Consider the following 18,233-nt stretch of genomic DNA (forward strand, 5'->3'; position numbering starts at 1 on the left):
CTGTAGGGAGACGCCCCATGTCCAACGCGCAACTGGAAGCCGCCATCGAAGCCGCCTGGGAGGCGCGCGACACGATCACACCCGCCACGGCAGGTGAACAACGCGAAGCGATCGAAGACACGCTGAACGCGCTGGACAGCGGGTCGCTGCGTGTTGCTGAAAAGCTGGAAAACGGTGACTGGCATGTGAACCAGTGGGCGAAGAAAGCGGTTCTGCTGGGCTTTCGCATCAAGGACATGGAAATCCAGACTGGCGGTCCGCAAGACGGCGGCTGGTGGGACAAGGTGGACAGCAAGTTCGCCGGTTGGGGTGAAGAACAATGGCGCTCGGCCGGGTTCCGCGCGGTTCCCAACTGCGTTGTGCGCAAGTCGGCCTATATCGCGCCGGGCGTGGTGCTGATGCCATCGTTCGTCAACCTTGGCGCCTATGTGGATGAAGGCACCATGGTCGATACCTGGGCGACCGTTGGTTCATGCGCGCAGATCGGCAAAAACGTCCACCTGTCGGGCGGTGTTGGCATCGGCGGCGTGCTGGAGCCGATGCAGGCCGGCCCGACCATCATCGAGGACAACTGCTTTATCGGCGCGCGCTCCGAGGTGGTCGAGGGCTGCATCGTCCGCGAAGGCTCGGTTCTGGGGATGGGCGTGTTCATTGGCAAATCCACCAAGATCGTGGATCGCGAAACCGGCGAAGTGACATATGGCGAAGTCCCACCCTATTCCGTGGTCGTCGCGGGTTCGATGCCGTCAAAGAACAATATCAACCTGTATTGTGCGGTGATCGTGAAGCGGGTGGATGAAAAGACCCGGTCGAAAACCGGCATCAACGAATTGCTGCGGGACTGATTTTCCCGGTTGTACAGAAAGGCCGGAGCAGACCCGCTCCGGCCTTTCGATTATTTTGGGGTGTCGTTCAAGGTGAGGCCGAACCCCGACCAAAACCTGTCCTGAGCATGAGGCTCATCTCAGAGGATCACCCTTTGTGGGTCAGCGGTTTTCACCCTGCATAGCGTCAACTTCTGAGTTTTCAGCGTTGGTTTCCGCGCCTTCGTTGTCGCCACCGCCTTCGCTGTCGCCTTCGCTTTCGTTATCGCCGCCGCTTTCGCTGTCGCCTTCGCTTTCGTTATCGCCACCGCCTTCGCTGTCGCCGCCGCCTTCGTTATCGCCTTCGCTTTCGCTGTCGCCGCCGCTTTCGCTGTCGCCTTCGCTTTCGTTATCGCCGCCGCCTTCGCTGTCGCCGCCGCCGTCCTGAGCGTACGCCGCACCCGGCGTCACAAACGACAGCACAGCGACAGCAGGTGCTCCGGAAAGCGCAATCACACTTGCAGTCGTCATCATTAACTTGGACAGAACACTCATTTTAATTCTCCTGTAAAAAATGACTTTCGCAGTGGCTCCAGCGTAGAGATGGCCTGTCTTCATCGTTGCAAAAGGCGGGAAGCGCGTCGAACTCAGCAGAAAATGGCTAGAATCACGACTCAAATGTGGCAAAAATGTGCCCGATTCAACTTGGGGAATCGAATTCGAGCACTGCTCAATTTTTGGGCGAAAACGGGAAAAGGGTTTTGCTGAGTCGCATTCCTGCAAGTCCTCAGGGCCTAAAGGCCAGGCAGCGGGCTGCGGAAGATCCTAGCCTCAAAGCCTGGATCGATGGAAGCAGTTGACCCTTCAAAACACCGCGCGTAATGCATGGCCCATGGAAAAGCAAAAGAAGCCCTCGCGTCAGCAAGTCTATACCCTTCTGGTCCAGATCGGCCGCAAGGATGGAGACGGGCTACCGGACGGTGCGACCGGGGCGGCACTGATCTGTTATGCCAGTGGCGTGGACGAAGCCGAGGCCGTGCGCGAGACGGTGGCTATTCTGAAGCAGGCCGACACCGCGCCTTTGGATGTCACCGGCTACGGGACCCTGGCCGAGCGTGAGGCACAGGGACATGAGATCGAACCTGACGAACGTGCCCTGATGCAGCGCGCGCTGGATGAAAACGCCGTGATCGTCGCGCAGATGACACCGTTCTTCGGAGACGAGCCGCAGACCTAGTTCCGCGTACCGAACCACTTGCGATAGATTTCGTCATAAGTTCCGTCTTCACGCAACGAAAGCAGGGCCTGGTTGACATCCTCGACCAGAGGCGACCCTGTCGGGAAAGCGATACCGTAGTTTTCGCGCAGGAAGACGCCGCCTGTCATCGATGCAATCCGCCGGCCTTCATGGGCCGCATAGTAGGACAGGATCGGTGCATCGAAGACCACAGCGTCAAGTTGCTTGGCCTCGAACGCATCCAGCATCTGCTCCAGCCCGGGATAGCCGGTGAATTCAATCTCACGCCGGTTCAGAAAGCTTGCCGCGGTCGAGTCCGTGATTGTCCCGACACTCTTGCCATACAGGTCGTTCACCGAATTCACGCTGCCCGTGATCGCCTCCACGGTCATGACCGACGTGATGCGGGCCGTGAAAACGGACACGATGAACAGTGACGAAACAACCAGAACGACACCCAGAAGCCGGCCGAATGGCGTGCGCGGCATCCTCTCTTCGAAACCGCCGTTCACGACAAGGTTCAGCGCCCACCAGAACGAGGGAAACCAGGCTTCGTTCAGCTTGCGGTCGAAATAGGGTTGGGCGCGGCGCTCAAAGCTCCACATCAGCATGCCGCCGCCCAACAGAATGGCGAAGGCCAGGCCGATGGCGATGAACAACTCTTTTGAGAGCAACGCATGCAGCAGCGACGGCTGGCGCGCGGCTTCCGATGGCACCATGATTTGCAGGCCCGCCTCAAAGATCGGCTGGGTGAAGTCCATTTGCGTTTCCCGCTGCGCGGTGATCGAGATATTGGCAACTGCAAGATCCGCAGATCCATCCCGGACCGCGCCCAGCATCTCCGAAAAGGAATCGACCCGATTGACGGAATAGTCCCAGTTCAGCGCCTCTGCCAGCGCCGCGAGCAGATCCATCGAAAAGCCGGTTTCCGCACCGTCCTCGACATAGGAAAACGGGGGGCGGGTCACTGTCGTAACCGTGAGAGACTGCGCCATGCTCTGCTGCGCGAGGACGGCGAAAGTCAGGCAGATCAGTGCGAAGAATGCGCGCTTCATATTCATTCACCTGTTTCGCGGCCCTGTAGCGCGATTGTGCGGCGGGCGGCAAGATGGTCGCCGGGTAAACCGTCATGATTTGTCTGGGTGTCGCTTTGATACCAGCTCGGTTGGGTGAAAGGATATTTTTGCGAATTGGGGTTGGAAAACCGGCCAATTCGTTGAATCTGTGCGCGAACCCGCGAAAGACACTGTTCCAGAGGCCATTGCATGACCGACCCCGTCCAATTGACAGCCGATCTGATCCGTTGCCCATCGGTCACACCTGCCGAGGGCGGCGCGCTGGTTCTGCTGGGGTCGGTGCTGGCGGATGCGGGGTTTGAATGCACGCGTGTCGACCGTGGTGGCGTCAGCAACCTGTTCGCACGGTGGGGCCAGAAAGGCCATCCGCGCAGTTTCGGGTTCAACGGCCATACGGATGTTGTGCCAGTCGGCGATGAGGCCGCGTGGACGATGCCGCCTTTCGGGGCCGAAATACGCGATGGTGTGATGTATGGGCGTGGGGCAACGGATATGAAATCCGGTGTTGCGGCATTTGCGGCTGCGGCGATTGATTTCGTGCGCGACACCCCTCCGGACGGAGCCATCATCCTAACCATAACCGGCGACGAGGAAGGCGACGCGCTGGATGGCACGACCGCCTTGCTGGATTACATGAACGGCGCGGATGAACATATGTCAGTCTGCCTGGTGGGTGAGCCCACCTGCCCGAACAAGATGGGTGAAATGATGAAGATCGGCCGTCGGGGGTCGATGACTGCGTGGTTTACGATCACAGGTGTTCAGGGCCATTCAGCCTATCCGCATCGCGCCAATAACCCTTTGCCAGCCATGGCGCGGCTGATGGATCGGTTGGCGGGGCACGAACTGGATCAGGGCACGGACCACTTCGATGCTTCGACATTGGCCGTGGTGACAATCGACACCGGGAATGCGGCCACCAACGTTATCCCGGCGCAGTGCAAGGGAACGGTGAATATTCGATTCAATGATCTGCATTCCGGGGCCAGCCTGAGTGACTGGCTGAAGTCGGAAGCGGATCAGGTGGCCGCTCAGTTCGGCGTTGAAATAGATGTCGCAATCAAAATTTCCGGCGAAAGCTTTCTGACCCCGCCGGGGCCATTGTCGGATCTGGTGGCCGGGGCGGTGAAGGCAGAAACAGGCGCAACGCCCGAGCTTTCGACGACCGGCGGTACGTCGGATGCGCGTTTCATCAAGAACCACTGCCCGGTTGTCGAGTTCGGTCTGGTCGGGCGCACGATGCATCAGGTCGACGAGTGTGTCGAGGTGGCCCAGATTGAGCAGCTCAAGTCTATCTATACCCGTATCCTGACTGACTATTTCGCCTGATCCATGCAGCGCACATTGGTGATCATGGTGAAGGAACCTCGTCCGGGCCGCGTCAAAACGCGGCTTGGTCGAGATATCGGCATGGTCGGCGCAGCGTGGTGGTTTCGGCACCAGACCCGGTCCTTGATCCGGAGGCTTCGCGATCCCCGCTGGCGTATCGTTTTGGCCGTCTCACCGGATCAGCAGGGTCTGAACAGCCGGGTATGGCCTGCGGACCTGCCACGCGCGGCGCAGGGGCGTGGGGATCTGGGGGATCGCATGGCGCGGATGCTGCGCGGTATGCCCAAAGGGCCGGTTTGCCTGATCGGCGCGGATATTCCGGGCATTTCGCGCCCCCATATTGCCCGTGCTTTCGATGCATTGGGGCGTTCTCAAATGGTGTTTGGGCCTGCCCCCGATGGTGGCTATTGGCTGGTCGGAGCGCAACGGTATGCGGCCTTGCCGGCAAGTCTGTTCCGGGACGTGCGCTGGTCGACGGAACACGCATTGGCTGACACGCTTGCTTCGATCCCCGGCTGTCGGGTGTCATTGCTTGATCTGTTGCGCGATGTGGATACGGTTGCCGATCTTGAACCCTGAAGTTTTTTGGTCATGACGCGGTCGCAAACGCGTGCTAGGCCGGACGTATGACTCGCATTCCTACCAAGCAGGAGGTCCTCGACTGGATCTCGGCGAACCCCACCCTGACCTCGAAACGCGATATCGCCAAAGCCTTTGGCATCAAGGGCGCGGATCGGATTGATCTGAAACGTATCCTCAAGGAGCTTGAGGCCGAAGGCCATCTTGAGAAGCGCAAGCGCAGTTACCGCGACCCGGATCGCCTGCCGCCGGTCAGTGTGTTGCAGGTGAAAGCTCCGAACAAGGATGGAGACCTGTTTGCGCGGCCGCTGGAATGGCATGGCGAGGGGGTCGAGCCCATAGTTCTGATCATCGCCCGCGCCAGCGACCCGGCGCTGGGCGAGGGTGACCGCATTCTGGCCCGACTGACGGCCGTGCATGAGGAAGACCACAATTACGAAGCCCGCCTGATCCGTCGTATCGGGACGAACCCTCGTAAAATCGTGGGTATCTTCCGAAAAGGGGCTGAAGGCGGGCGGATCGTGCCGATCGACAAGGCCGGATCGACCGAATGGCTGGTGGCCGAAGGCGCCGCGCTGGGCGCCAGGGATGGCGAACTGGTTGAGGCCGAACAAGCCGGGCCGAAAAACCGCATGGGGCTGCCCCGCGCGCGCATCGTTGAACGGTTGGGCGACCCGACTGCGCCCAAGGCCGTTTCGTTGATCGCGATCCATCAGCACGGTATCCCGGATGATTTCCCCGACAAGGTGATTGCCGAGGCCGACAAGGCCAAGCCCGTTGGCCTGAAAGGCCGCGAGGACCTGCGGGATTTGCCGTTGTTGACCATCGATCCTTCGGACGCGCGCGATCATGACGACGCCTGCTATGCCCATGCTGATGACGACCCGAAAAACCCGGGCGGTCATGTGATCTGGGTCGCGATTGCAGATGTCGCCGCCTATGTGCGCCCAGGCACCGCGCTGGACCGCGAGGCGCGCAAGCGTGGCAATTCCAGCTATTTCCCCGACCGTGTCGTGCCGATGTTGCCGGACCGTCTGTCGGGTGATCTCTGCTCGCTGCACGAAGGCGTGCCGCGCGCCTGTATCGCGGTGCGGATGCGCATCGATGCAAACGGCAACAAGATCGACCACCGCTTTGTGCGCGGTCTGATGCGCTCGGCCGCGTCCCTGAACTATGCCGAAGTGCAGGAGGCCATCGACGGCACCCCCAATGACCGGACCGGCCCGCTGCTGGACAGCGTTCTGAAGCCGCTCTATGCGGCCTATGGCGCCTTGAAGACGGCGCGCAACGAACGCCAGCCGCTGGAGCTGGACCTGCCGGAACGCAAGATCGTGCTGAACGACAAGGGCGAGGTCGAAAGCGTCGCGTTCCGCGAGCGGTTGGACGCGCACCGGCTGATCGAGGAATTCATGATCCTGGCCAACGTGTCCGCGGCCGAGACGCTGATCGCCAAGCGCAGCCCGTTGTTGTTCCGGGTGCACGAAGAACCCGCGCCCGAAAAACTGGAAAACCTGCGCGAAACGGCACAGGCCGCCGGGCTGAATCTGGCCAAGGGGCAGGTGCTGCAAACCCGTCACCTGAACGCGCTGCTGAATGCCGCCGCCGGCACCGAGGATGCCGAGCTGATCAATCTCAGCACCTTGCGGTCGATGGCGCAGGCCTATTACAGCCCGGAAAACTTCGGCCATTTCGGGCTGGCGCTGCGCAACTACGCGCATTTCACCTCGCCCATCCGGCGCTATGCCGACCTGATCGTGCACCGGGCGCTGATTTCGGCCCATGGCTGGGGCAAGGACGGGCTGACCGAGGACGAAATTGCCCGGCTTGAAGAAACGGCCACGCATATTTCGGATACAGAACGCCGCTCGATGATGGCCGAGCGTGATACGACCGACCGCTATCTGGCGGCCTATCTCAGCGAACGTGTGGGCAACGAATTCACCGGGCGGATCAGTGGCATTGCCCGGTTCGGGGCCTTCGTGAAGATGGACGAAACGGGCGCGGATGGCCTGGTGCCGGTGCGATCTTTGGGGCGCGAATTCTTCCATTTTGATCGAGAGGCCGGAACGCTGATGGGCTCGGAATCCGGGCTGATCATCGCCATCGGCCAGCGGGTCACGGTGCGGCTGACCGAGGCGACACCTGTGACCGGCGGGTTGGAACTGGAACTGCTGTCCATCGACGATCAGGCCCTGCCGCGCGGGCGCGGACCCGCCAAGCGGTCGACGCGACGCAAGGCAGCCAGCACCAAGCGCAAGAAGGACAAGATCAAGCGCAAGGTCGAACGCAAGCGCCGTCAAAGGTGATAGGTCAGCGCCCGGGCAATCAGCCAGCCATGCCGGGTTTCATCTATCTGGCCCGGGTCATCGAACAGAATGGCCCGGTTCCCGTCGATCCTGTCTTCGCCCGGGAAGGCCGTGGTGAAATCACCGATCAATCGGCTTTGGCAGTGTACGAACAGCGCGAAATCCGCGGATTTATGAGCCCCCAGCCGGATCGTTGATCCTTTGGGGGCTAGATAGGCGGGCTGGCCCCAGCGCAGCTCTTCCCGCAATGGATTGGCAGCGGGCAGAGTGTCTGCCGTTTCAAAGATCAGATCGCGAAGCGCCAAAGCCCCCGCGCGTGCGTGCGGGGGCATGGCTTCAAAGGCCGATGCGACCGAAGGGTCATCAAACGGTTTCATGCAATCGGTATCGCCTGTTCCATCCGGTTCACGTAACTGTTCAACAGGTTATCCTGTTTGATCCTGCGGGTCAGTGGGGTATCGGCAGGTGTTGCGCGCATGGCGGCGAGCATCGGGCCGACGCTCATGTCTGCTGATGTCGGTTGATCCGCCAGAAGGAAGCGGGATCGCCACAGATAGGCCGAGATCGCCTCGAGATCGCGTTCGAGCCGGTCCATGCGCTCGGGCAACGAGAACCGTCCGATCCCTTGTGACGTGATCCCCTTCAGAACGGATTTTCGGATCGCATTGGACACCGGCTTACGGATCAGGGCCGGAATTCCGGTGAAGAAGGTTTCGCGAAGGATTGGCCAGACCTCATCATTGCCCCAGCGGTCCAGAACGATGTGGAAATACAGATGCTCTTCGGCCATGCGCACCAGCGCGCGGGATTGCGCTTTTTCCACGTCCGAAAGCCCCTGATCGAACGCGGCCCCCTTCTGTTCCAGCCAATCGCGGATCAGATCGCTGTCCGGTATCAACCGCTCTGGCGTGCGCAGGACGGGCAGTTTTTGATGCGGCATCTTGCGCGGGTCAAGCATGTCTGAACGCTGCCAGGCCTGGCCGGAGTGTTGAAGCATCAAGGCTGTCTTGACGCAGAACGGGCTGGCGCTGAACAGCCCGAAGGCAGAAGGATAGGTGAGAAGGGTCAGCATCGTGCGGCTCCGTGTTTTTTCGACGTGCCAGATAAGTAAACCGACCTAATGACAGTTTTTGTCATCAGGGTTAGGCTAGGGTTCATCATGTCCCGCACCGCCCGATTGTTCCAACTGATGCAAGCCCTGCGTTCTGGCCCATCGCCCAGAACGTCTGAACAGTTGGCACAGGATCTGGGTGTTTCTGCCAGAACAATTCACAGGGATATTGACGCGCTGCGTGGTCTGGGGGCCGTTATCGACGGTGAAGCGGGGTTTGGGTTCACTCTGATCGAAGATGCCACGCTGCCGCCATTGGGTTTCACTGATGACGAGCTTGAGGCCCTTGTTCTTGGCCTTCGTGAAGTACAGGTGATTGGTGATCCTGCCTTGTCAGTGGCAGCCAGCGCCGCCCTGCGGAAATTGCAGGGGCGATTGCCACAGCGTCAGTCCCATCGGCTGAACCACGCGGTTCTGGCGGCAACGCGGTTCAATCGCCCGCCCGCGCCGACCATCGACGTGGCCGTTTTGCGGCAGGCGACGTGGGACGAACGCGCGGTCGAGTTCTCGTACACGGACGCAAAAGGCGATGCCACACGAAGACGGGTGAACCCGCTGAGCATCGTCTACATGGATCGATCAAATGTGTTGCTCGGCTGGTGCCACCTGAGACGGGATTTTCGCGTCTTCCGGTTGGATCGCATGCAGGACATGTCTGTGACAGATCAAAGCTTTAGACCGAACCGCGTGCCCATGCTGCGCGAGGTTTTGGCGCAAATCCGCGCAAAGCGCGACGCACAGGAGCACGATGAGGATGCCTGAGACTTTGTGATTCACCGATTTTGCGCTACCCTGAGGTTGAGCAGTAATCAGGAAAAATCGGAATGCATAAATGCGTAGGCGGCGTCATGACCGTCGCATTGTGGGCATCCATAGTGCAGGCGGAAACATCAGAAAACACGAAATGGCCAGACAGTGCAGTGACCGGCGAAACGATCCGGCTGGCCTCGGCGGATGTGACGGTTTCGATCCGTCCGGTCCCGCGCCCGGCGGTTGAGGCATTGCGGGTGTCCGCGGCCGTGACCGCACGGTTTCAGGCCTGGCTCGGCGCGTTTCAGGAGCGCGCGCAGCAGCAGGGCATAACGGAAAGAACGTTGAACAGGGTGTTCTCGGACATGACCTTTGACGAGGGCATCCTGAAAAAAGACCGCAATCAGGCGGAATTCTCGAAACCGATCTGGGAGTATCTGGATTCCGCAGTCTCGGACTCGCGCGTTTCCAATGGTCGTGCCGCCATGCAGCAACATCGGCAGGTGTTGAAGCAAATCGAGGCTGAATATGGCGTTGAAAAGGAAGTGGTCACGGCAATCTGGGGGCTGGAGACATCTTTCGGCTCTTATCGTGGCAGCAACCGGACGCTGAGTTCCCTGGCGACGCTGGCCTTTGATGCACGGCGGGCGCAGTTCTTTGAAACGCAGTTGATTGCCGCCCTGAGAATCGTGCAGGCAGGGGATGTCAGTGCCGGAAACATGCTGGGCAGCTGGGCAGGTGCGATGGGGCACACGCAGTTCATGCCGACATCGTATCTGGATCACGCAGTTGATTTTGATGGCGATGGTCGGCGTGACATCTGGTCGGACGACCCGACGGATGCGCTGGCCTCGGCCGCGTCCTATCTGGCGCGGCACGGATGGAAAAAGGGGCAGCCCTGGGGCGTAGAGGTGCGCTTGCCCGAAGGGTTCGACTATGCCACCGCCAAACGGGACTACACCCTGCTGCCGTCAGATTGGGCGGCGCGTGGCGTGGTGGGGCGTGACGGCAAACCGATCCCGGATCACGGGCAAGCCGCAATCCTTTTGCCCGCCGGGGGGCAGGGCGTGGCGCTGATGGTTTTCGACAATTTCAGCGTGATCGAGGCCTATAACGGGGCCGATGCCTATGTGATCGGTATCGGACATCTGTCCGACCGGCTTGCGGGTGGTGAACCGTTTCAGTCCGACTGGCCCCGAGATGAGCGGGCGCTGAGCTTCACCGAGAAAAAAGAGTTGCAGACCCGGCTGACCCAGGCCGGGTTTGATACGAAGGGTATAGATGGGCGCACCGGGCCGAACACCATCAATGCGGTCCGCGCTTACCAACTGGCGCGGGGCTTGGTGCCGGACGGCTATCCAACTGCGAAACTTTTGGAGCGGCTGCGGTGAACAAAAAGAGGCGACCCAAACGGGCCGCCCCTTGATCGAAGTCATTATTGATCTCAGGATGCGGCTTTCATCAGCCCCTGAGCGATGATTTCCGCCTGTGCTTCGTCCAGCGACTTGTGGATGCGCACGAACATTTCGTCGATATCCGCCGGGGTCAGGATCAGCGGCGGCGAGATGATCATACGGTCGCCCACATGGCGCATGATCAGATTGTTGGCAAAACAGCGGTCGCGGCAGATATAGCCGACCGTGCCGGGCTCGGACGCGAACTTGGCCCGGCTGGCTTTGTCGGGTGTCAGAGCGATGGAGGCCATCATTCCAACGATCTTCGCCTCGCCCACCAGCGGGTGATCGGCCAGCGCCTCCCATTTCTGTTTCAGATAGGGGGCGGCAACGTCGCGCACGTGCTCGACGATCTTCTCTTCTTCCAAAATGCGCAGGTTCTCAAGCGCCACAGCAGCGGCGACGGGGTGGCCGGAATAGGTGTACCCGTGATTGAATTCGGTGCCGCCAATGACTTCGGCAATCTCGTCATTCACGATGGACCCGCCGATCGGCGCATAGCCCGAGCTGAGCCCCTTGGCGATGGTCATGATATGCGGTTTGATGCCCACGGTTTGTGATCCGAACCAGTTGCCGGTACGGCCGAACCCACAGATCACTTCGTCGGCAATCAACAGGATATCGTATTTGTCGCAGATGCGCTGAATCTCCGGCCAGTAGGTATCGGGCGCAACGATCACGCCGCCTGCACCCTGAACCGGCTCGGCGATGAAGGCCGCGACGCGGTCTTCGCCCAGCTCCTGTATGGCCTCTTCCAGCTCGCGCGCGCGGGCCAGGCCGAATTCTTCGGGTGACATGTCACCGCCTTCCGCCCACCAGTTCGGTTGGTTGATGTGGTGAATGTTCGGGATCGGAATGCCGCCCTGCGCGTGCATGCCTGCCATACCGCCCAGCGAAGCCGACCCGACGGAAGACCCGTGATACGCGTTTTTCCTGCTGATGATGATATTCTTGTCCGGCTGCCCCTTCTCGGCCCAATAGGTGCGTACAAGGCGGATGTTGGTATCGTTGGCCTCGGACCCACCAGCTGCGAAGAAGACATGGTTCAGATCACCCGGTGCCAGCTCGGCGATCTTGGCGGCCAGTGCGATTGCCGGCACATGGGTCGTCTTGAAGAAGGTGTTGTAGTAGGGCAGTTCGCGCATCTGACGCGCCGCGACATCGGCCAGCTCATCACGGCCATAACCGATATTGACGCACCAAAGACCTGCCATTGCGTCCAGAATTTCCTCACCTTCGCTGTCGGTCAGGTAAACCCCGCTGGCGCGTGTAATCACGCGTGCCCCTTCCTGCCCCAGCGCACCATTGGCCGAGAAAGGATGGATGTGATGCGCCGCATCCAGCGCCTGCAATTCGGCGGTCGGCATATGGTTGGTTATGGTGGACATCGGAGAATCTCCTACAAGAACGCAGTTGCGGTTCACAATATGATCAAATTCATCGCTGTCAATCGAATCGGGTTGAGTCAGGTGGAAGTCAGGGCCTCCGCGATCAATTCCATGCCTTGCTCAATGTCCTGTGCCGTTGCTTTTGCGGCTTTTTCGGCGTCTCGGTTGCGCAAAGCGGCAATGATATCCTTGTGCCGATCCGGCAGGCTTTGAGTCCCGAATCGACCACATACGACACGCAGCGACGGACCGAACCGCAACCATAGCCTTTCGGCCAGATCGCTGAGAATCGGTGCGTTTGCGTGTGAGTACAAGGTTTCGTGGAACGCCTGGTTCAGACGCAGATATCCGCCTACATCCCCGTCAGCAATCATACGGTCCAGATGCATGTCGAGTCGCTCCAGATGATCTATATCTTCCGTTTGCAAATTCGACGTTGCGCGCCTTGAAAGCTCTGATTCTATTGCGGTTCTGGCAAAGATCATTTCCTGGATGTCGCCCGGGGACAGCAGCGGCACACTTACACGCCGATTGCCTTGGAACACCAATGCCCCGTCCGAGATCAAGCGGCGGATGGCTTCGCGCACCGGTGTCATGCCAACACCCAGCGAATCAGTCAGGCCCTGGATCGTGACAGGCTGGCCGGGAACCAATTCGCCGAACAGGATCTGTGATCTGAGCGTTTGATAAACCTGCTCATGCGCGGGCTGCTTCCCTTTGTCGATTGTCGACGCAGATGCCTTATTTTTGATCAAATCCAATTGGTTCTTCCCATTTCGACTAACCCTGACTTGTCAGGTGACAGACCTCGTGAAACCATACGCCGGATCGAGGAAAAACGCAAAACTTGATCAAATCCAAAAAAACGGGAAAATAGCCGTACACTTGCAGGGAGAAGAATATGACAATCAAAACGCTGACCATGACAGCGGTCATCGCATTGGGGACTTCGGCGGCCTTCGCCGAAGAGGTGCGTGTTTACAACTGGTCCGACTACATCGACGAAGAATTGCTGAGCAAATTCGAGGAAGAAACCGGCCTGACACTGATTTACGATGTGTTCGACAGCAATGAGGTTCTGGAAACCAAGATGCTGGCCGGTGGTTCGGGATACGATGTGGTGGTGCCGTCGGGCACATTCCTGCAACGCCAGATTCAGGCGGGCGCATTTCAGGAACTTGACATGACCAAGTTGCCGAATGCGGTAAATCTGTGGGACGTGATTCAGGAGCGTACCGCAGGGTATGATCCGAACAATGCCTACTCGATCAACTACATGTGGGGAACGACGGGCATCGGTGTGAACGTCGACAAGGTCAGGGAAGTCTTGGGTGACGACGTGGCCTTGAACAGCATGGATTTGGTTCTGAAGCCGGAGAATATGGAAAAGCTGGCCTCGTGTGGCGTTCATTTCCTTGATGCGCCAGCCGAAATGATACCGATGACCTTGCAGTACATCGGTGAAGACCCCGACAGCCACGACCCGGAAGTGATCAAGAAGGTCGAAGATGTTCTGACAAGCGTTCGCCCCTACATCCAGAAGTTTCACAGTTCGGAATACATCAACGCGCTGGCCAATGGCGATATTTGCGTAGCCGTGGGTTGGTCCGGTGATATTCTGCAAGCGCGGGACCGCGCGGTCGAAGCCGACAACGGTGTGAACATCGAATACCACCCGTTCGCAGAAGGGTCATTGATGTGGTTCGACCAGATGGCGATTCCTGCCGACGCGCCGAATCCGGATGGTGCGCACAAATTCCTGAATTTCATTCTGGATGCCAACAACATGGCTGCTGCGTCCAACTATGTGTACTACGCCAACGGCAACAAGGCGTCTCAGGAGTTTCTTGAGGAAGACGTGATCGGCGATCCGGCAATTTATCCGGATGAAGCCACGATGCAGAACCTGTACATCACGACTCCGTACCCCGCGAAAACACAGCGGGTCGTGACCCGTCTTTGGACCAAGATCAAGTCAGGCACCTGATCCGGTCAAAAGCGCGGGGCGGTCTGGCGATCGCCCCGCCGCACTATTGTCCTAACTGACCATGCGGGGGGCTGCTTTGAGTTCTGACGTTTTTGCGCCGTGGAATGACCCACAGGCGAAACCCTTGATCCAGTTCCAGAACGTGACCAAGCGCTTTGGCGAATTCACCGCGATCGACAACCTGTCGCTGGATATCTTCGAACGCGAGTTTTTTGCCCTGCTCGGCCCTTCTGGGTGCGGCAAGACAACGATGATGCGTATGCTGGCCGGGTTCGAGACTCCGACCGAAGGCCATATCCTGCTGGGCGGGCAGGATATCGACCCCATCCCGCCTAACAAGCGGGCCGTGAACATGATGTTCCAGTCCTATGCCCTGTTCCCGCATCTGAGTGTCTGGGAAAACATCGCTTTCGGTCTGCGCCGAGACAACATGCCCAAGCACGATCTGGAAGATCGGGTCGAAGAGATGCTGCGCCTGACCCGGCTGGAACAGTTCGCCCGTCGCAAACCGCATCAGATCTCGGGTGGTCAGAGGCAGCGCGTCGCGCTGGCGCGCTCGTTGGCCAAAGCGCCCAAGCTTCTGCTGCTGGATGAACCGCTGGGCGCGTTGGACAAGAAGCTGCGTCAGGATACCCAGTTCGAATTGATGGATATCCAGGAAAAGACCGGCACCACCTTTGTCATCGTCACTCATGATCAGGAAGAGGCGATGACAGTCGCCACCCGCGTCGCGGTGATGGATCAAGGCCAGTTAAAGCAAGTGGCCACCCCGGATCGCATCTATGAAAACCCTGAATCTGTTTATGTCGCTGACTTCATCGGAGATGTGAACATCATCGAAGGTCGCGCGACACGATCCGGAGAGGACGCCTACCAGATCGTATGGGCCGAAGGTCAGGCCCCGTTTTCGGCGTCTTCGCCTGCTGTTTTCTCAGACGGTCAGTCCTGCCATCTGGCGATCCGCCCCGAGAAAGTGACAATCTCTGCCGAACGACCCGTCGATGCGGTCAACGCCGTGCAGGGCAAGGTTCACGACATTGCCTATCTGGGCAATCTGTCCACCTATCACGTTGAATTGGCAAACGGCACGATCATCAAGGCGCAGACGGCCAACACCCGCCGCATCTCGCGCCGTTCGTTCACCTGGGAAGACCCGGTCTGGCTGTCCTGGACAGCCACGGCTGCGGTTCTGCTGGCCAACTGATGCGCCGCGCCGTTCTGATCGCCATTCCTTACGTCTGGCTGTTGGCCCTGTTTCTGGTGCCGTTCTTCATCGTTCTGAAGATTTCGCTGTCGGATACCGCACTTGCCATCCCGCCTTATACGCCAACTTTGGACCTGTCAGCCGGTTGGGCGGGGATAAAGGAGTTTTTCAGCCAGCTTGATCTTGAGAATTATGTCTGGCTGACCGAGGACGATCTGTATTGGAAAGCCTACCTGTCCAGCGTCAAGATCGCTTTTATTTCGACCTTCCTGACACTGCTGGTGGGCTACCCTATTGCCTATGGTATGGCCCGGGCACCTCAGGAATGGCGACCGACACTGATGATGCTGGTCATCCTGCCCTTCTGGACCTCGTTCCTGATCCGGGTTTACGCGTGGATGGGTATTCTGTCGAACGAAGGGTACCTCAACCAGATCTTGCTGTGGACCGGTATCATCTCGACCCCGCTGACGATCCTCAACACGTCAACTGCCGTCTATATCGGCATCGTCTACACTTATCTGCCTTTCATGATCCTGCCGATCTATTCGGCGTTGGAGCGTATGGACGGATCGCTGATCGAGGCGGCGGAGGACCTGGGGTGTTCGCGTTTGCAGGCCTTCTGGCTGGTGACCATCCCGCTGTCCAAGCCAGGCATCATCGCAGGGTGTTTCCTGGTGATGATCCCCGTGATCGGTGAGTTCGTGATCCCATCCCTTCTGGGTGGTTCCGGTACGCTGATGATCGGCAAGGTTCTGTGGGAAGAGTTCTTTTCGAACCGTGACTGGCCGGTGGCAAGTGCGGTGGCCATCGTGCTGCTGCTGATCCTCGTCATTCCCATCGTGCTGTTCCAGCGCAACCAGCAGAAACAGGCGGAGGCAGAGGGATGAACAGATTGAGCTGGTTCAACACGGTTTCGCTGACGCTGGGCTTTGCGTTTCTGTACATCCCGATGATCATCCTGATCGTCTTCAGCTTCAATGAAAGCAAGCTGGTCACGGTCTGGGCCGGGTTCTCGACGAAATGGTACGGAGAGCTGCTTCGGAACGAAGCGTTCCTGGATGCCGCCTGGGTCACGATCCGCGTCGCGGTCTTTTCGTCGACGCTGGCGACAATTCTGGGAACGGCCGCCGCTTATGTACTGGTCCGCAGCGGACGCTTTTTGGGCCGGACACTGTTTTCCGGCATGATCTATGCGCCGCTGGTCATGCCCGAAGTGATCACCGGCCTGTCGCTGCTGCTGTTGTTTATCGGCATCGGCCTGGATCGGGGTATTCTGACCATCGTTCTGGCACACACGACTTTCTCGATGTGTTTCGTTTCGGTTGTCGTATCCTCGCGCCTCATAACTTTTGATCGCTCGCTGGAAGAGGCTGCGCTGGACCTTGGATGCTCGCCCGCGCAAGCCTTCCGTCTTGTCACCCTTCCGATCATCGCACCTGCGGTAATCTCGGGTTGGTTGCTGGCCTTCACCTTGTCACTTGATGATCTGGTGATTGCATCCTTCACTTCGGGGCCGTCGGCAACGACATTGCCGATCAAGATATTCTCGGCCGTGCGTCTTGGCGTCAGCCCGGAAATCAACGCGTTGTCGACGATCATGATCGCTGTGGTGACGGTCGGGGTAATCACGGCCTCGCTTGTGACCAAACGCGCGATGGTGCGGCAGCAGCAGGACGAAATGGCTGCCGCGCGCACCGAATGAAGCGGATTTTTCCAGACTACGCCTATGGCAGCGACCCTCGCGACGGCTGTTGGTGGGACGAAACGGTTGCCAGCCCGGATTGGCCAGAGTTCCAGGGTGACATGCATGTGGATGTGGCCATCATTGGGGGCGGATTTACAGGCGTTTCGGCTGCCCTGCATTTGGCTGAAAACGCTTCGGTTGCGGTGTTCGAAGCCGGCGCACCGGGGTGGGGAGCCTCGGGCCGAAATGGCGGGTTTTGCTGTCTTGGCGGCTCAAAACTTGGCTACGAATCCATGCAGCGCCGGTTTGGCCGCGATGCTGCTTTGGACTATGCGAAGGCGGAACAGGAAGCGGTTCAACTGGTCGCTGATCTGTTGGTACAGCATCAGATCGATGCGGATACCCACTCCAACGGGGAAACCCAGCTTGCGCATTCCAGGCGGGCGATGGACATGCTGCGCCGCAATGCAGACGAGGCGGGAACCCTGCACGAAGCCAGAGACCTGCCTGCGAAGGGCATGGGTGGCGCGTTTCATGGTGGATACACTTCCCCGGTCGGTTTCGGGTTGAATCCTCGCAAATATCTGTTCGGGATTGCCCGAGCCGCCGAAGCAATGGGCGCGCATCTGTTCCGGAATTCCCCGGTTCTGAGCGTAGAAAAAACGGCGTCCGGCTTTGTGTTGCAAACGCAGAGCGGGTCAGTCAAAGCGCAGGCGGTCTTGGTGTGTACCAACGGATATTCCAGCGAGGATATCCCGGCCTGGATGTCCGGACGATACATGCCTGCACAGTCGACTGTCATGGTAACGCGACCCCTTGGCAGATCCGAGCAGATGGCACAAGGATGGACTACGGATCAGATGTGTTATGATACGCGCAATCTGTTGCACTATTTCCGCCTGATGCCAGACGGGCGCTTTCTGTTCGGGATGAGAGGCGGCCTGCGGTCATCGGCCGGGGCTGAAGCGGCCATTCGGCGAAAGGTCCAGCAAGATTTCAAACATATGTTTCCTGCCTGGTCGACGGTCGAGGTCACTCATATCTGGTCCGGTTTGGTGTGCCTGTCACGGGCCCTGACACCTTTTGTCGGCCCCGTTCCGGATCAACCGGGAATGTTTGCCGGGTTTGCATATCACGGCAATGGCGTCGCCATGGGCACGTATTGCGGTCGAGCACTGGCACGCTTGGTTCTGGGGCAGGACGCCAGGCTGCCGGCGGTGATGACACAAACACCGGGTCGGTTTCCTTTGGGTCGCTGGCGCCGCGTGCTCATGCCGCCAGCCTATGCCATGCTGGCGCTGGCCGACCTGCGATGAGGCGCG

The 18,233-nt window shown here is 59.2% G+C and carries 18 protein-coding genes; 12 read left to right on the plus strand and 6 right to left on the minus strand.

All coding sequences use genetic code 11. The annotated features are described in order from the left end of the window. Positions 1–17 precede the first annotated feature (17 nt). Positions 18–845 carry a 2,3,4,5-tetrahydropyridine-2,6-dicarboxylate N-succinyltransferase gene (dapD, locus tag AC2FF8_RS16945; RefSeq protein WP_425080138.1) on the plus strand — a complete coding sequence of 276 codons (828 nt, stop codon included), beginning with the start codon at positions 18–20 and terminating at the stop codon, positions 843–845. Positions 846–986: 141 nt separating this feature from the next. Here dapD and AC2FF8_RS16950 read toward each other — a convergent pair whose 3' ends face one another. Further along, a complete protein-coding gene (locus AC2FF8_RS16950) occupies positions 987–1,586 on the minus strand; it encodes a hypothetical protein (RefSeq protein WP_496880282.1) in 600 nt (199 codons plus the stop codon). A gap of 109 nt (positions 1,587–1,695) precedes the next feature. Here AC2FF8_RS16950 and AC2FF8_RS16955 point away from each other — a divergent pair, with 109 nt between their 5' ends. Further along, positions 1,696–2,040 carry a DUF8846 family protein gene (locus AC2FF8_RS16955; RefSeq protein ID WP_152459314.1) on the plus strand — a complete coding sequence of 115 codons (345 nt, stop codon included), beginning with the start codon at positions 1,696–1,698 and terminating at the stop codon, positions 2,038–2,040. On the opposite strand, the gene AC2FF8_RS16960 is transcribed toward AC2FF8_RS16955, so the two are convergent. Next, positions 2,037–3,095 (minus strand): transporter substrate-binding domain-containing protein, encoded by a 1,059-nt coding sequence (locus AC2FF8_RS16960; protein ID WP_170345545.1) that lies wholly within the window; start codon positions 3,093–3,095, stop codon positions 2,037–2,039. The two genes, AC2FF8_RS16955 and AC2FF8_RS16960, sit on opposite strands and share 4 nt — an antisense overlap. 210 nt (positions 3,096–3,305) lie before the next feature. Here AC2FF8_RS16960 and dapE point away from each other — a divergent pair, with 210 nt between their 5' ends. Genes dapE through rnr form a run of 3 tightly spaced genes read left to right on the plus strand, consistent with a single transcriptional unit; the run spans position 3,306 to position 7,330 of the window. Then, positions 3,306–4,445 carry a succinyl-diaminopimelate desuccinylase gene (gene dapE / locus AC2FF8_RS16965; protein ID WP_496880283.1) on the plus strand — a complete coding sequence of 380 codons (1,140 nt, stop codon included), beginning with the start codon at positions 3,306–3,308 and terminating at the stop codon, positions 4,443–4,445. Between the two features lie 3 nt (positions 4,446–4,448). Then, positions 4,449–5,024 carry a TIGR04282 family arsenosugar biosynthesis glycosyltransferase gene (locus tag AC2FF8_RS16970; protein WP_496880284.1) on the plus strand — a complete coding sequence of 192 codons (576 nt, stop codon included), beginning with the start codon at positions 4,449–4,451 and terminating at the stop codon, positions 5,022–5,024. 47 nt (positions 5,025–5,071) lie between these two features. Further along, a complete protein-coding gene (gene rnr / locus AC2FF8_RS16975) occupies positions 5,072–7,330 on the plus strand; it encodes a ribonuclease R (RefSeq protein WP_257599452.1) in 2,259 nt (752 codons plus the stop codon). Here the strand turns inward: rnr and AC2FF8_RS16980 are convergent. Together AC2FF8_RS16980 and AC2FF8_RS16985 are read right to left on the minus strand one after the other, a co-directional pair. Next, a complete protein-coding gene (locus AC2FF8_RS16980) occupies positions 7,321–7,707 on the minus strand; it encodes a DUF1801 domain-containing protein (protein ID WP_496880285.1) in 387 nt (128 codons plus the stop codon). The genes rnr and AC2FF8_RS16980 overlap by 10 nt on opposite strands. Next, positions 7,704–8,402 (minus strand): glutathione S-transferase family protein, encoded by a 699-nt coding sequence (locus AC2FF8_RS16985; RefSeq protein WP_496880286.1) that lies wholly within the window; start codon positions 8,400–8,402, stop codon positions 7,704–7,706. Before AC2FF8_RS16985 ends, AC2FF8_RS16980 begins: the two co-directional genes overlap by 4 nt. Before the next feature lie 87 nt (positions 8,403–8,489). On the opposite strand from AC2FF8_RS16985, the gene AC2FF8_RS16990 reads away from it, so the two are divergent. Further along, the gene (locus tag AC2FF8_RS16990) at positions 8,490–9,203 is read left to right on the plus strand and encodes a helix-turn-helix transcriptional regulator (protein WP_496880287.1); all 714 of its coding nucleotides are present in this window, start codon (positions 8,490–8,492) and stop codon (positions 9,201–9,203) included. A gap of 62 nt (positions 9,204–9,265) precedes the next feature. Beyond that, positions 9,266–10,582: a lytic murein transglycosylase gene (locus AC2FF8_RS16995; protein WP_496880288.1), complete on the plus strand. Its 1,317-nt coding sequence runs from the start codon at positions 9,266–9,268 to the stop codon at positions 10,580–10,582. Between the two features lie 53 nt (positions 10,583–10,635). Here the strand turns inward: AC2FF8_RS16995 and AC2FF8_RS17000 are convergent, their stop codons facing one another. Together AC2FF8_RS17000 and AC2FF8_RS17005 are read right to left on the minus strand one after the other, a co-directional pair. After that, positions 10,636–12,033: an aspartate aminotransferase family protein gene (locus tag AC2FF8_RS17000; protein ID WP_170345552.1), complete on the minus strand. Its 1,398-nt coding sequence runs from the start codon at positions 12,031–12,033 to the stop codon at positions 10,636–10,638. Positions 12,034–12,110: 77 nt separating this feature from the next. Beyond that, positions 12,111–12,794, minus strand: coding sequence for a GntR family transcriptional regulator (locus AC2FF8_RS17005; protein ID WP_480685916.1), 684 nt, complete (start codon positions 12,792–12,794; stop codon positions 12,111–12,113). Between the two features lie 140 nt (positions 12,795–12,934). On the opposite strand from AC2FF8_RS17005, the gene AC2FF8_RS17010 reads away from it, so the two are divergent. The 5 genes from AC2FF8_RS17010 (at position 12,935) to AC2FF8_RS17030 (ending at position 18,227) form a co-directional block, all read left to right on the plus strand. Further along, a complete protein-coding gene (locus tag AC2FF8_RS17010; protein ID WP_480685917.1) occupies positions 12,935–14,020 on the plus strand; it encodes a polyamine ABC transporter substrate-binding protein in 1,086 nt (361 codons plus the stop codon). Positions 14,021–14,081: 61 nt separating this feature from the next. Beyond that, a complete protein-coding gene (locus AC2FF8_RS17015) occupies positions 14,082–15,224 on the plus strand; it encodes an ABC transporter ATP-binding protein (protein WP_496880289.1) in 1,143 nt (380 codons plus the stop codon). Continuing rightward, a complete protein-coding gene (locus tag AC2FF8_RS17020) occupies positions 15,224–16,114 on the plus strand; it encodes an ABC transporter permease subunit (RefSeq protein WP_171666705.1) in 891 nt (296 codons plus the stop codon). The genes AC2FF8_RS17015 and AC2FF8_RS17020 overlap by 1 nt, the downstream gene beginning before the upstream one ends. Further along, a complete protein-coding gene (locus AC2FF8_RS17025) occupies positions 16,111–16,929 on the plus strand; it encodes an ABC transporter permease (RefSeq protein ID WP_496880290.1) in 819 nt (272 codons plus the stop codon). The genes AC2FF8_RS17020 and AC2FF8_RS17025 overlap by 4 nt, the downstream gene beginning before the upstream one ends. Further along, positions 16,926–18,227: an NAD(P)/FAD-dependent oxidoreductase gene (locus AC2FF8_RS17030; RefSeq protein WP_496880291.1), complete on the plus strand. Its 1,302-nt coding sequence runs from the start codon at positions 16,926–16,928 to the stop codon at positions 18,225–18,227. Before AC2FF8_RS17025 ends, AC2FF8_RS17030 begins: the two co-directional genes overlap by 4 nt. Positions 18,228–18,233: the final 6 nt, after the last annotated feature.

The sequence above is a fragment of the Ruegeria sp. YTSA144 genome, assembly GCF_059610125.1.